The organism is Halalkaliarchaeum desulfuricum (assembly GCF_002952775.1).
In the GTDB taxonomy this organism is placed as follows: Archaea; Halobacteriota; Halobacteria; order Halobacteriales; family Haloferacaceae; genus Halalkaliarchaeum; species Halalkaliarchaeum desulfuricum.
In genome coordinates this window covers 2,148,191-2,161,093 of record NZ_CP025066.1, presented here as the reverse complement: position 1 = coordinate 2,161,093, position 12,903 = coordinate 2,148,191, and the positions used below count along the sequence as shown (strand labels likewise).

The 12,903-nt window shown below is 63.9% G+C and carries 14 protein-coding genes; 12 read left to right on the top strand and 2 right to left on the bottom strand.

The annotated features are described in order from the left end of the window. Nucleotides 1-94: 94 nt before the first annotated feature. The 12 genes from purN (at nt 95) to AArcSl_RS10795 (ending at nt 12,261) form a co-directional block, all read left to right on the top strand. Entirely contained in the window at nt 95-1,723 is a 1,629-nt protein-coding gene (gene purN / locus AArcSl_RS10850) for a phosphoribosylglycinamide formyltransferase (protein WP_119818929.1), read from the top strand. Nucleotides 1,724-1,840: 117 nt separating this feature from the next. Further along, nucleotides 1,841-2,254 (top strand): NADH-quinone oxidoreductase subunit A, encoded by a 414-nt coding sequence (locus AArcSl_RS10845; RefSeq protein ID WP_119818926.1) that lies wholly within the window; start codon nt 1,841-1,843, stop codon nt 2,252-2,254. Next, on the top strand, nt 2,251-2,952 hold the full coding sequence (locus AArcSl_RS10840) for an NADH-quinone oxidoreductase subunit B (RefSeq protein WP_119818923.1): 702 nt from the start codon (nt 2,251-2,253) through the stop codon (nt 2,950-2,952). The genes AArcSl_RS10845 and AArcSl_RS10840 overlap by 4 nt, the downstream gene beginning before the upstream one ends. Then, nucleotides 2,949-4,619 (top strand): NADH-quinone oxidoreductase subunit D, encoded by a 1,671-nt coding sequence (locus AArcSl_RS10835; protein ID WP_119818920.1) that lies wholly within the window; start codon nt 2,949-2,951, stop codon nt 4,617-4,619. The genes AArcSl_RS10840 and AArcSl_RS10835 overlap by 4 nt, the downstream gene beginning before the upstream one ends. Next, the gene (locus AArcSl_RS10830) at nt 4,616-5,677 is read left to right on the top strand and encodes a complex I subunit 1/NuoH family protein (protein ID WP_119818917.1); all 1,062 of its coding nucleotides are present in this window, start codon (nt 4,616-4,618) and stop codon (nt 5,675-5,677) included. Before AArcSl_RS10835 ends, AArcSl_RS10830 begins: the two co-directional genes overlap by 4 nt. A gap of 1 nt (nt 5,678) precedes the next feature. Continuing rightward, nucleotides 5,679-6,140 (top strand): NuoI/complex I 23 kDa subunit family protein, encoded by a 462-nt coding sequence (locus tag AArcSl_RS10825; protein ID WP_119818914.1) that lies wholly within the window; start codon nt 5,679-5,681, stop codon nt 6,138-6,140. A 124-nt stretch (nt 6,141-6,264) separates the two neighbouring features. Further along, the gene (locus tag AArcSl_RS10820) at nt 6,265-6,525 is read left to right on the top strand and encodes an NADH-quinone oxidoreductase subunit J (RefSeq protein WP_119818911.1); all 261 of its coding nucleotides are present in this window, start codon (nt 6,265-6,267) and stop codon (nt 6,523-6,525) included. Next, entirely contained in the window at nt 6,522-6,899 is a 378-nt protein-coding gene (locus AArcSl_RS10815; protein ID WP_119818909.1) for a proton-conducting membrane transporter, read from the top strand. Before AArcSl_RS10820 ends, AArcSl_RS10815 begins: the two co-directional genes overlap by 4 nt. Next, nucleotides 6,899-7,201: an NADH-quinone oxidoreductase subunit NuoK gene (gene nuoK / locus AArcSl_RS10810; RefSeq protein ID WP_119818906.1), complete on the top strand. Its 303-nt coding sequence runs from the start codon at nt 6,899-6,901 to the stop codon at nt 7,199-7,201. Before AArcSl_RS10815 ends, nuoK begins: the two co-directional genes overlap by 1 nt. Before the next feature lie 4 nt (nt 7,202-7,205). Further along, nucleotides 7,206-9,218, top strand: coding sequence for an NADH-quinone oxidoreductase subunit L (gene nuoL, locus AArcSl_RS10805; protein WP_119818903.1), 2,013 nt, complete (start codon nt 7,206-7,208; stop codon nt 9,216-9,218). Next, the gene (locus tag AArcSl_RS10800; protein ID WP_119818900.1) at nt 9,218-10,741 is read left to right on the top strand and encodes a complex I subunit 4 family protein; all 1,524 of its coding nucleotides are present in this window, start codon (nt 9,218-9,220) and stop codon (nt 10,739-10,741) included. Before nuoL ends, AArcSl_RS10800 begins: the two co-directional genes overlap by 1 nt. Then, a complete protein-coding gene (locus AArcSl_RS10795) occupies nt 10,741-12,261 on the top strand; it encodes an NADH-quinone oxidoreductase subunit N (protein WP_119818897.1) in 1,521 nt (506 codons plus the stop codon). Before AArcSl_RS10800 ends, AArcSl_RS10795 begins: the two co-directional genes overlap by 1 nt. A 51-nt stretch (nt 12,262-12,312) precedes the next feature. On the opposite strand, the gene AArcSl_RS10790 is transcribed toward AArcSl_RS10795, so the two are convergent. Both AArcSl_RS10790 and AArcSl_RS10785 read right to left on the bottom strand, forming a co-directional pair. Next, nucleotides 12,313-12,546, bottom strand: coding sequence for a hypothetical protein (locus AArcSl_RS10790; RefSeq protein ID WP_119818894.1), 234 nt, complete (start codon nt 12,544-12,546; stop codon nt 12,313-12,315). A gap of 4 nt (nt 12,547-12,550) precedes the next feature. Continuing rightward, nucleotides 12,551-12,829, bottom strand: a complete 279-nt coding sequence (locus tag AArcSl_RS10785; RefSeq protein WP_119818891.1) for an acylphosphatase — start codon at nt 12,827-12,829, stop codon at nt 12,551-12,553. Nucleotides 12,830-12,903 lie beyond the last annotated feature (74 nt).

Genomic DNA, 12,903 nt, shown 5'->3' with positions numbered 1-12,903 from the left:
AAACACGGAAATATACCCGAGAACATGGATAGATATCCGAGAGTCGAGTGGATTGACCGGAACGGTTTTCCGCCGTCGCAGGGAGGGACCACACATGGTGAAACTCGCTGGACTGGCGAGCAATCGGGGACGGAACCTGCTTCGGATCGACGAGATCGCGCCCGGCGGGGCCGAGTTCGCCGTCGTGGCCACGAACCACGACGGTGCGCCCGTGGTTGAGGCGGCCTCCGAGCGCGGGATCCCGACGGAAGTGATCGAGCGAGAGGGCGACGAGTCGCGGGCGTCCCACGAGCGACGGTTGCTCGAGCGTCTCGAACCGTACGACTTCGATCTGGTGTGTCTCGACGGCTACATGCGGGTGTTGACCGACGAGTTTCTGGACCGTGCGCCGACGACGCTGAACGTCCATCCGTCACTTCTGCCCGCGTTTCCGGGAGCAAACGCCCACGAAGAAGTCCTCAAAGCCGGCGTCCGCACCTCCGGCTGCACGGTACACGTCGTGACCGAGGAAGTGGACGGCGGGCCGATCGTGACACAGGAACCGGTGCCCGTGTACGGGGACGACGACGAGGCGTCGCTGAAACGACGGGTGCTCGAACGCGCCGAATACGTGGCGTATCCGCGAGCAGTGCGGTGGTTCGCCGAGAACCGCGTAACCCTCGAGCGCGACGAGGAGGGACGGCCGACCGACGTCCACGTCGGCGGTGACGCCGACCACGCGTTCCCGGAACGCCGGCTCGCGTCCAGCGACCGCGTCCGGACGCTGCGGTACGGAGAAAACCCCCACCAGGAGTCGGCCGTCTACGCGGATCCGACCTGCGAGGAGCCGAACGTAGTGGGAGCCAGGCAACTCAACGAGGGGGCGAAGGCGCTGTCGTACAACAACTACAACGACGCCGACGCCGCGTTGCTGCTCGTCCGGGAGTTCGACGAGCCGGCCGCAGCCGTGATCAAACACGCCAATCCGGCCGGCTGTGCGACCGCCGATACGCTTGCAGACGCATACGATCGCGCGTTGCGAACGGACGCGAAGTCCGCGTTCGGGGGGGTCGTCTCCCTCAACCGGACCTGTGACGTCGAGACCGCAGAGCGGATCGTCGATTCCTTCAAGGAGGTCGTCGTCGCACCCGGCTACACCGACGGGGCAGTCGAGGTGCTGGGCGATCGGTCGGATCTTCGGGTGCTCGAGGTCGGCCCGTTCGGCGAGCGATCGACCGGGGGAGACACCAGTGGCGACGCGGATCGACCGCCGATGGCCGAAAAGCCGATCGTCGGCGGACGTCTCCTCCAGCAACGGGACGAGTGGGCGCCGACGGTCGACGACCTCGAAGTCGTCACCGAGCGGGAGCCGACCGACGAGGAGATCGAGACGATGCTGTTCGCCTGGAAGACGCTCAAACACGTCAAATCGAACGGAATCGTCTTCGCGACCGGCACGGAGACGGTCGGGCTCGGTGTCGGGCAGGTCAGCCGCGTCGACGCGGTGAACATCGCCGCAATGAAAGCCGAAACGGACGCAGACGGGAAGTCCGCCGAAGGTGCGGTGATGGCCTCGGACGCGTTCTTCCCGTTCCCCGACGGGATCGAGGACGCCGCCGACGCCGGTGTCGGCGCGGTGATCCAGCCGGGAGGCTCCGTCAACGACGCAGACGTGATCGAGGCCGCCGACGACAACGACATGGCGATGGCGTTCACCGGGCGGCGGTGTTTCCGGCACGACTGACCGACGACAGACTGCCGTGTGTCGGTTTCGCACGGTGACTTAAACGGGTTCTCGACTAAGAATCAACCCTTATATATTGGGGCATCCAACCCCCGAGCGTTACGGAGAACTCCCCTAATGAGCTGGATAGCGATTGGCGCGCTCGCGGTCGTCGGATTCGCCATCGGCCTGTCGATGATGGTGATATCCGCCCTGATCCGACCGAGTGTGCCCGAACAAGGTAAAACCGCCATATACGAGAGCGGTGAGGTGCCGACCGGCACGGCGAGGCTGCGATTCAACATCCAGTACTACATGGTTGCGCTGCTTTTCGTCGTGTTCGACATCGAGACGGTCCTGCTGTTCCCGTGGGTGCTGGTGTATCGTCCGGCACTGGAGCAGGGCGTCCCGGCGATGCAGCTGCTCGCCCCGATGTTGATTTTCGTCGGCATCCTGGTCATCGGTCTCGTGTGGGCGTGGCGCATCGGCGCGGTACAGTGGGTGAAATCGCCGCGGGCGACCAGACGGAAGACGGAGCGTGATGCACAATGAGCACGGAACGAAAACCGTTCGTCGCCGACGAATCGAAGGTACAGACGGACACCCGAGACGCCCGGATGACGGGTCAGGACAACCGATTCAACTCCCCGCTTCGGGACGCGCTCGGTTCCTCGCCGTTTATTCTCACGAAGTTCGACAAGTTCATGAACTGGGCGCGCGGGTCGTCGATGTTCATGCTGCAGTTCGGGATCGCCTGCTGCAGCATCGAGATGATGCACACGTACGCGGTCAAACACGACCTCGACCGCTTTCACGCGGGCGTCCCCCGCGCCTCCCCGAGGCAGGCCGACGTGATCATCGTCCCCGGGACGGTGGTGTCGAAGTTCGCCCCCCGGATGAAGCGCGTGTACGACCAGATGCCCGAACCGAAGTTCGTCGTCGGGATGGGATCGTGTACCATCTCGGGCGGTCCCTTCCAGGAGGGGTACAACGTCGTCAAAGGTGCCGAGGAGGTCATTCCGGTCGACATCCACATCCCCGGCTGTCCGCCGCGGCCCGAGGCGCTCATCTACGCGATCGCGAAGTTGCAGGAACGCATCGCGAACGGCGAGTCGAGTCCCGTCACGGTGAAACCGTACGAGCTCGAGCAGTTCGGCGATCTCGAACGGGACGAGATCGTCGACAAGCTGGCCGAACAGATCGACGAGGACGATCTGGTGATGCGCTACAACTGGGCTGATTCGCCATGAGCATGGAAAAACAGACGACAGAAACCGAACCGCAGACCGTCGCGGAGCAGGAGCCCGACGAGCTGGAGTCGCTTTTGGGTGATCTGGTTCTCGAACGCGACGACCACGTCAACGCTCCCGGGTTCGTGATCCGTCCGGACGACGTCCAGGACACGCTCTCGCTGCTCAAGGAGGAGGCCGGCTTCGACCACCTCTCGTGTGTGACCGCCCAGGAGTACCAGGACCGGTACGAGTCGATCTATCATCTGAAGAAGTTCGACGATCCCACCCAGGAAGTCGACGTGGTCGTTCCCGCCGACAAGGACCGACCCGTTTCGGAATCTGCCGAACCGGTGTTCCGGACGGCCGACTGGCACGAGCGGGAGGCGTACGACCTCGTCGGCATCGAGTACGACGACCACCCCGACCTCAGGCGGATTCTCCTCCCGGAGACGTGGCAGGGGCATCCGTTATCGATGGACTACGACGGCAACCAGCCCCAGATCGTCCCGCTGCGGGAACACGCAAATCCGCTACAGGAAGATCACAAGGACGCCGAGTCGGACACGATGTTTTTGAACATCGGCCCGCATCACCCGGCGACCCACGGGGTGCTTCACCTCAAGTGCGTGCTCGACGGCGAGCAGGTGGCCGACGTCGAGTGTGACATCGGCTACCTCCACCGGTGTGAAGAGCAGATGTGTCAACAGGGCACCTACCGCCACCAGATCATGCCCTACCCGGACCGCTGGGACTACACCCCCGGCGGCATCCTGAACGAGTGGGCGTACGCGCGGGCGGCCGAGGACCTCGCGGACATCGAAGTGCCCGAGTACGCGCAGGTGCTCCGGACGATGAGTGCGGAGCTCACCCGGATCGCCGCGCACATGCTGGCGCTCGGGACGTTCGGCCTCGACGTGTACGGCGACTTCACGGCGATCTTCATGTACGCCGTCAAGGAGCGCGAGAAGGTCCAGAACATCCTCGAGGAACTCACCGGCCAGCGGTTGATGTTCAACTACTTCCGGCTGGGCGGGGTCGTCTGGGACATCCCGGAGCCCCGCGAGGAGTTTTTCTCGATGACGAGGGACTTCCTCGACGAGCTTCCGGTTGCGATTCAGGAGTTCAACGACCTCGTCACCAGCAACGAGATCTTCCAGATGCGGACGATCGACACCGGCGTGCTGCCGCCGGAGGTGGCGAAAAACTACGGGGCCACCGGACCGATCGTTCGCGGCTCCGGCGTCGATTACGACCTCCGCCGGGACGACCCGTACGGCTACTACGACGAACTCGACTGGGACGTCATCACGATGGACGGCTGTGACAACTACAGCCGCGTGCTCGTTCGCATGAAGGAAGTCGAAGAGTCCGCGAAGATCATCGAGCAGTGTGTCGACCTGCTCGAAGACTGGCCCGAGGACGAACGCAACATTCAGGCGAACGTCCCCCGGACGTTGCGCCCCGACGAAGACAAGGAGATCTACCGGGCAGTCGAGGGTGCCAAAGGCGAACTCGGGATCTACATCCGCTCGGACGGAACCGACAAGCCCGCGCGATTCAAGATCCGCAGCCCGTGTTTCTCCAACCTGCAGACGCTGCCGGAGATGTCGAACGGGGAGTACATCCCGGACATGGTCGCGTCGCTGGGTAGCCTCGACATCGTGCTCGGGGAGGTGGACCGGTGACGCCCCTCCAGCTGTTCCCAGAACAGATCGCAAACGTGCTCGGGCTGGAGGGTCTGCTCGGCCAGGTCGTTGGCGGCGTAATCGGCGCGGTGTTCGTCGCCGTCGTCATGCTGAGCATGACCGCCCTCGCCGGCCCGTGGGCGAAACGGAAGATCACCGCCGCGTTCACCGATCGGTTCTCGGTCGAACGTGTCGGTCCGTGGGGGCTCGGTACGATCATCGTCGACTCGGTCCGGCTGCTGTCGAAGGAACTCATCATTCCGGACGGCGTCGAACGACCCTCGTACGATCTCGCCCCGTTGATCCTGCCGGCGTCGGCGATCCTCGGCTTCGCGGTCATCCCGATGGGTGATCTCGGACCGTTCAACATCCACCTCGCCGATCCGGAAGTCGGTCTGGTCTTAGTCTTCGCGTTCGCGTCCATCGCGTCGATATCGCTCGTGATGGGCGGGTACGCATCGAACAACAAGTACTCGCTTCTCGGATCGCTGCGGGCGGTCGCCCAGAACATCGCCTACGAGATTCCGTTGATCCTGGCGGCGATGTCGGTGGTGATCTTCGCAGGAACGCTTCAACTCGGCGAAATCGTTGCCGCACAACAGACCGCGCTGTTCACGATCGCCGGCTTCGAGATCCCGGCGTGGTACGCGATCGTCAACCCGTTCGCGTTCGTGCTGTTCCTGACGGCGAGCATGGCTGAGATCGGTCGGAACCCTTTCGACATCCCGGAGGCACCGACCGAGATCGTCGCCGGCTACCAGACCGAGTACTCCAGCGTCTACTTCGTGCTGTTCTATCTGGGGGAGTTCCTGCACATCTTCCTCGGCGGTGCGATCCTGGCGACGGTCTTCCTGGGCGGGCCGGCCGGTCCGGTCCTGCCCGGGTTCGTCTGGTTCATCATCAAGATCTGGGCGTTCTTCCTCTTGACCCAGTGGCTCCGGTCCGCGATCCCGCGGGTCCGGATCGACCAACTGATCGAGATCGGCTGGAAGGGACTGCTCGTCCTCGCGCTCGCCAACCTCGTGTTGACTGCGGTTATCGTGGGGGTGATCGTCTGATATGATCGGACTACTCAAATCGATGGCGGTGACGATGAAGCACGCGCTGGACGGCAAGAAGTTCACGGTGAAATATCCGGAGGAAGAGCCGGAAGTGAGCCCGCGGTTCCGCGGGGTCCACAAGTACAGCCAGGAGCGGTGTATCTGGTGCCGCCAGTGCGAGAACGTCTGTCCGAACGACACGATCCAGATCGTGATGGACGACCAGCGGAACGGCGAACAGTACAACCTCCACATCGGACAGTGCATCTACTGTCGGTTGTGTGAGGAAGTCTGTCCGACCGACGCGATCCTGCTCACCCAGAACTTCGAGTTTACCGCGGACGGCAAACACGAGTTCGCCTACAACAAAGAGCAGCTGAAAAACGTTCCCTGGTACAAGGAGATCGACCCGCTCGAGGCGCGCGAACCCGATCGGAGCGCCTGGGTGGGCGAAGGGGACGGGGAGATCGACTACCAGTAAGAGTACGGGACCGACCCGCCCACCGGGAACGACGGCCGCCGCAGCCGCGGCCCGATTCTCGGACGATGACAGCGGCGATCGGACTCGTAATCTTCAAAGGGATACCTCAAGCACACTTAACACAATGGTATATGAACTAGTCGCGTTCGCGCTGTTCGCCCTGGTGACAGTGGGGTTCAGCCTGGGCGTCGTCCTCGCACGGAACGTGTTCAACGCCGTGTTGATGCTGGGCGGCGCGCTGATCAGCGTCGCGGTGCATTACGTGATGCTGCAGGCGGAGTTCCTCGCAGCGATCCAGATCCTCGTGTACGTCGGCGGGGTTCTGGTGCTCATCACGTTCGCCGTGATGCTTACGCGCAACGAAACGGAGGTGGCAACGACATGACAGGACGGAACCGGTTGCTGCCGGGGTTGGCCGCAGTCGCACTGTTCGTCGTGATGGCGATCGTCTTCGTGACTGCACCGTTCGGACCCGCAGCGGGCTTCCCCGAAGGCGAGTCGATCGTGATGAACCTCGGATACGCCCTGTTCGATCTCGAACTGGGCGAAATTCCCGCAGAGGGATTCCTCGCGGCGTTTCTGATCATCGCAGTCTTGCTCGACGTCGCGATCGACTCGGCGATCTTTCTCGCAAAGCGCGAGGAAGGCGGACGGTTCGAGACAGGATTCGGCGGCTCCGACGACGATTCGGACGCTGCGCCTGCCGGCGGATCCGCGGCGGCCGCCGATGGCGGTGCTTCCGATGGGGGTGACCGCTGATGGTCCCGCCGGAATATTATCTGTTCCTTGCGGCGGCGGTGTTCTCTATCGGGCTGTTCGGCGTTTTGACCCGGCGAAACGCGCTGTACTTCCTGATGTCCGTGGAGCTGATGTTGAACGCGGCAGCCATCAACTTCGTCGCCTTTTCCCTGTACTGGGGGAACATGACCGGACAGACGTTCACGCTGTTCGTGATCGCGCTCGCGGCAGCGGAGGTCGCCGTCGGACTGGGAATCATCCTCGTACTGTATCGCAACTTCGGTGAACTGGACGTGACCAAGGCCGCAACGATGAGGTGGTAAATTCATGGCTGCATTCGACTACGTGCCGGCGATCGTGTTGTTGCCGTTCGCGGCGTTCGTCATCAGCGTGTTCGCTGGGCGACTGCTGCCGAAGAAAGGGGCGTTCGCCGGGATCGTCGCGACCGGTGGATCCCTCCTCCTATCGATCTGGGTGGCCGCGTCCATTGCTCTGGGGGCAGACCCGATAGACGAGACGCTGTACACATGGGCTGCAGCCGACACCTACGAACTCACGTTCGGAATCTTGATCGATCCGCTGTCGGCGCTGATGCTCGTCATCGTGTCGTTGATCGCGTTCCTCGTCCACGTGTTCAGTCTCGGATACATGAACGACGAGGGGGAACGCGACCTCCCGCGGTACTACGCCGGACTCGGGCTGTTCTCGGCATCGATGCTCGGGTTCGTCGTGGCGGACAACCTGCTGATGGCGTTCATGTTCTTCGAGCTGGTGGGGCTGTGTTCGTATCTCCTCATCGGCTTCTGGTTCCGCGAGGCAGGCCCGCCAAGCGCCGCGAAGAAGGCGTTCCTCGTCACCCGGTTTGGCGATTACTTCTTCCTGATCGGCGTGGTCGCCGTCTTCGCGACGTTCGGCACCGCCCAGTTCGCGGGCGCGGGGTCGTTCCCGGAACTGGCCGACCTCGCGATGCAGGGCGAAGCGACGATCTGGACGCCCGGGGATCTGGGCGTCGAGACCTGGCTGACGATCCTCGGCCTGCTCGTGCTCGGCGGGGTCGTCGGCAAGTCAGCGCAGTTCCCGCTTCACACCTGGCTGCCCGACGCGATGGAGGGCCCCACGCCGGTTTCGGCGCTGATCCACGCCGCGACGATGGTCGCCGCCGGCGTCTACCTCGTCGCGCGGATGTACGGCTTCTACGCCGTCACGCCGACGACGCTCGCGATTATCGCCTTCATCGGCGGGTTCACCGCGCTGTTCGCGGCGACCATGGGCGTCGTCAAGGACGAACTCAAGCAGGTGCTCGCCTACTCGACGATCTCCCAGTACGGGTATATGATGCTCGCGCTGGGTGTCGGCTCCTACGTGGCCGCAACCTTCCACCTGATGACCCACGCGTTCTTCAAGGCGCTTTTGTTCCTCGGCGCCGGGTCGGTGATCATCGCGATGCACCACAACGAGAACATGTGGGACATGGGCGGTCTGAAAGACCGGATGCCGGTAACCTACTGGACGTTCCTCGCCGGTTCGCTCGCGCTCGCGGGTATCTTCCCGTTCGCTGGCTTCTGGTCGAAGGACGAAGTGCTCTACGAGGCGTTCGTCCACGGCCTGAACGAGCCGCTCCTGCTCGGTGCGTACGTCATGGGGCTGCTGGCCGTCCCGGTGACCGCCTTCTACACCTTCCGGATGGTGTTTCTCACCTTCCACGGCGAACCGCGAACCGACATCGCCGAGGATCCCCACGGCGTTCGCTGGAACGTGAAGTTCCCGCTCGTCGTGCTGGGCGTGCTGGCTGTCGTCGCCGGCTTCGTCAACATGGTGCCGGTCCAGAAGCTCACCGGGATCCAGCTGGATTACCTCACGCAGTGGCTCGACTCCGGGTTCCCGGCTGTGAGCTACTCGCATTACAACGACCTCATCGCCTTCTCTCCCGGGATGATCGCCGACTCGCCGGAGGTGACGGTGATCGTCGCGGCCGGCGTGTCGCTCGGTCTGGCTGTGCTCGGGCTCCTCGTCGCCTGGCGGCTCTACAACGTTCCCGAGCCGACCGAACACACGGAGAAACTCGGAACGGTCAAAGACGTGGTGTACAACAACTACTACCAGGACGAATATCAGGTCTGGCTGGCGAACAGAACGGCAGACATCGCGGGCGCCGCGGATCGGTTCGACCAGGGCGTCGTCGACGGCGTCGTGAACGGAATCTCTTCGGTCAGCCTCGCAGCCGGGAGCCGCGTTAGGCGGCTCCAGACCGGCGTGGTGACCAACTACGCGGCGCTTCTCACGCTCGGTCTCGTGGCGTTGATCGTGATCCTCGGGATCGCAGGGGGGTGGTTCCTGTGATGCTCGAAGCGCTACTCGCCGTGACGTTCCTTGCGGCGTTCGTCGTGCTGTTGTCGCCCGACGAATACGCTGGGAAATTGGCGTTCGTGTTGAGCCTGATCCCGCTTGTGGGTAGCTTGCTGCTGTGGCAGGCGTTCGACGCCGCGGGCAACGCGCTCACCGACGGAACACTCGCGTTCGAGACGCAGGCCGCGTGGCTCGAATTCGCGGGCTATGAGATCCAGTGGTTCGTCGGACTCGACGGGATCAGCCTGCCGCTGGTCGTGTTGACGACCTTCCTCACGACGCTTTCGATCGTGAGCGCCTGGACGCCGATCGACGAACGGCAAAGCCAGTTTTACGGGCTCATGCTGTTCATGGAGGCGAACCTGCTGGGCGTGTTCGTCGCGCTCGACTTCTTCCTGTGGTTCGTCTTCTGGGAGGCGGTGCTGCTGCCGATGTACTTCCTCATCGGCGTGTGGGGCGGCCCGCGTCGGAAGTACGCCGCGATCAAGTTCTTCGTGTACACGAACGTGGCGTCGTTGGTGATGTTCATCGGCTACATGGCGCTTGTGTTCTCCCTGCCGGTCGAAACGTTCGGCCTCCCCGAAACGACAGCGGCGATCGCGGCGGGACAGATCGACCCGATCCTCGGGCTCGCGCCGTCGACGCTGCTCACGGCGGCGTTCGTCGCGATGTTCTTCGGGTTCGCGGTGAAGGTCCCGGTCGTCCCGCTGCACACCTGGCTGCCGGACGCCCACGTCGAGGCGCCCACGCCGGTGTCGGTGATGCTGGCGGGCGTCCTGTTGAAGATGGGGACCTACGCCCTGCTCCGGTTCAACTTCACGATGCTGCCCGAGCAGGCGTCCGCGCTCGCGGTGCCGATCGCGATCATCGCCGTGCTCAGTGTGATCTACGGTGCGATGCTCGCGCTGGCCCAGCAGGACCTCAAGCGGATCGTCGCCTACTCGTCGGTGTCGTCGATGGGCTATGTCATCCTCGGCCTCGTCGCCTTTACCGAGTACGGACTCGGTGGCGCGACGTTCCAGATGATCGCTCACGGCCTCATCTCGGGGCTGATGTTCATGGCGGTCGGCGTCGTGTACAACGCGACCCACACCCGGATGGTGACGGACATGTCCGGGATGGCGGATAGGATGCCGATCGCGGTGTGGATCCTCGTCGCCGGCGCGTTCGCGTACATGGGCCTGCCGCTGATGGCCGGCTTCGCCGGCGAGTTCTTCATCTTCGTGGGCTCGTTCGGTTCGCCGGCCGCCGCCGGACTGATGCCCGTCTTCACCGCGGTGGCGATGTTCGGCATCGTCATCGTCGCGGGCTACCTGCTGTTTGCGATGCAGAAGACGCTGTTCGGGCCGTACAGGCTGGAAGCCGACTACGATGTCGGGCGTGCCCCGGTTCACGACGTGCTCCCGCTTGCGGCGCTGCTGGCGGCGATCATCGTGCTCGGGGTCGTCCCGGACCTGTTCTTCGAGATGATTAGGGACGCAGTTATGCCGCTCGTCGAGAACGGGGGTGGACTGTAATGGTGGCACCCGAATCGGTGATGGCGGCCTCGGAGTGGTTCGCGCTCGCACCGCCGATCGTGTTGATCCTGACGGCACTTCTGCTGTTGACAGTCGACGCGATCCGGCCCGACGAGCCGTCCAACGGGTTGTTCGCCGGGATTTCCGCCGCCGGCGCGCTCGTGGCACTGGCGTTTTCGGTGTGGTACTTGGTCGCCGGCGAGGCCGTAAACGGCGGCGCGGTGACGTTCTTCAGGGACGCGATCGTCGTCGACGGGATGGCGCTGTTCTTCACCGCCATCTTCGCTTCCGTCGCGGCGATGGTCGTCGTGGCGAGCTTCAACTACCTCGAGGACGTCGACAACACCGCCGAGTTCTACTCGCTCGTGCTGTTTGCGACCTCCGGGATGGCGTTGATGGCCGTCTCGAACTCGCTGGCAACGGTGTTCGTCTCCCTCGAACTGGCGTCGCTGCCGTCGTACGCGCTCGTCGCGTTCCTCAAGAGTGACAAGGGAAGCATCGAAGCCGGGACGAAGTACTTCCTCATCGGCGCCGTCTCGTCTGCGATCTTCGCGTTCGGGATCTCGCTGGTGTACGCGGCGACTGGCTCGCTGCTGCTGACGGAGGTCGCCGCCGGCCTCGCTGACGTAGACGGGTTGGCCGGCGTCGCGGGCATCGGTATCGTGATGGTGCTTGCTGGATTCGCGTTCAAGACCGCCTCCGTTCCGTTCCACTTCTGGGCGCCGGAGGCGTACGAGGGGGCACCCGCGCCGGTGAGCGCGTTCCTCTCGTCGGCCTCGAAGGCCGCCGGCTTCGTCGTGGCGTTCCGGGTGTTCGTGGAGGCGTTCCCGCTTGCGACAGCCGTCGCGATCAACGTCGACTGGGCGCTCGCGTTCGCGATCCTGGCGGTGCTGACGATGACCGTCGGTAACTTCGCGGCGGCCGTCCAGGAGAACGTCAAACGGATGCTCGCGTACTCGTCGGTCGGGCACGCGGGCTATGCGTTGATCGGACTCGCGGCGCTTTCCGCCGGCGGCCCCCACAACGCGGACGTGATGGGCGCGGCGATGGCCCACCTGCTCGTCTACGGGTTCATGAACACGGGCGCGTTCCTGTTCGTCGCTATGGTCGAGTACTGGGGCGTCGGGCGGACCTACGACGACTACGCCGGCCTCGCGCGCAAGGCGCCGATGGCCAGCGTCGCGATGACGGTGTTCATGTTCTCGCTTGCGGGACTGCCGCCCTTTGGCGGGTTCTTCTCGAAGTACTTCCTGTTCGCGGGTGCGATCCAGAACGGCTTCGTCTACCTCGCGGCGGTCGGCGCGGTAAACAGCGCGCTGTCGTTGTACTTCTACAGCCGCGTGGTGAAGGCACTGTGGATCGACGATCCGACCGGAAGCAGTCTCGATGCGGTCAGCTCCCGTCCGACCGGGATCTACGCGGCGCTGATGTTCGCTGCCGTGGCGACCGTGCTCCTGCTGCCGGGGATCGGTCCAGTCATCGAAACGGCGCAGGCGGTCGCGGCGGTCCTGTTCGCCTGATCGGCAACTGCCGCGTCGTTTTTTCGCTTCCGTGACTGTCGGCCCGCGGGGTCAGAATTCAAACGCGAGCCGTGCGGCCTTCGTCCAGCCGAAAATCATGAGAATCAGCCCGCCGATGAGTCCAAACAGCGCGATCATGAGCGGTTCGCCGGTGACCGACTCTCCACTGAAGAACGTCCCTTGGAGGAGCATGTACCCGCCGTACGAAAGCACCGCGGCACCCACAGTGCCGACGAAGAACCACGGATACGCGAACACGTGAACGAGGACGTAGTTGGTTGTCACGATGTCACCACCGGACCTCGAACCCGTCCAGTCCCTTCGGCTGTTCGTACTCGACGTCGACAGCCGAGACGTCGGCGGCGGGGCTCCCCTCGTGACACCAGTCGACGATTTCCCGGACCTTCGGTTCGGGACCCTCGAAGACGGCCTCGACGCGGCCGTCCTTCAAGTTCCGAACCCAGCCGTCGACGCCGAGTTCCGTCGCCGTGTCGCGCGTGTTCGCCCGGTAGAACACCCCCTGTACGTTCCCCGAGACGTACACGTGCGCTCGTGTGTGCTCGCCCATACGATACCCTCTCCCCTTGACTCACTTATAGGTGTTTGAACCGACGGACTCAGGTTTCCCGCGTTCGATGCCTG

Bases quoted from the DNA above. Each gene is read 5' to 3' on its own strand.
- AArcSl_RS10800 (WP_119818900.1), top strand. From the start codon at position 9,218: ATGCTCGAAGCGCTACTCGCCGTGACGTTCCTTGCGGCGTTCGTCGTG.
- AArcSl_RS10840 (WP_119818923.1), top strand. From the start codon at position 2,251: ATGAGCACGGAACGAAAACCGTTCGTCGCCGACGAATCGAAGGTACAG.
- nuoK (WP_119818906.1), top strand. From the start codon at position 6,899: ATGGTCCCGCCGGAATATTATCTGTTCCTTGCGGCGGCGGTGTTCTCT.
- AArcSl_RS10785 (WP_119818891.1), bottom strand. From the start codon at position 12,829: ATGGGCGAGCACACACGAGCGCACGTGTACGTCTCGGGGAACGTACAG.
- AArcSl_RS10815 (WP_119818909.1), top strand. From the start codon at position 6,522: ATGACAGGACGGAACCGGTTGCTGCCGGGGTTGGCCGCAGTCGCACTG.
- AArcSl_RS10795 (WP_119818897.1), top strand. From the start codon at position 10,741: ATGGTGGCACCCGAATCGGTGATGGCGGCCTCGGAGTGGTTCGCGCTC.
- AArcSl_RS10835 (WP_119818920.1), top strand. From the start codon at position 2,949: ATGAGCATGGAAAAACAGACGACAGAAACCGAACCGCAGACCGTCGCG.
- purN (WP_119818929.1), top strand. From the start codon at position 95: ATGGTGAAACTCGCTGGACTGGCGAGCAATCGGGGACGGAACCTGCTT.
- AArcSl_RS10825 (WP_119818914.1), top strand. From the start codon at position 5,679: ATGATCGGACTACTCAAATCGATGGCGGTGACGATGAAGCACGCGCTG.
- nuoL (WP_119818903.1), top strand. From the start codon at position 7,206: ATGGCTGCATTCGACTACGTGCCGGCGATCGTGTTGTTGCCGTTCGCG.
- AArcSl_RS10845 (WP_119818926.1), top strand. From the start codon at position 1,841: ATGAGCTGGATAGCGATTGGCGCGCTCGCGGTCGTCGGATTCGCCATC.
- AArcSl_RS10820 (WP_119818911.1), top strand. From the start codon at position 6,265: ATGGTATATGAACTAGTCGCGTTCGCGCTGTTCGCCCTGGTGACAGTG.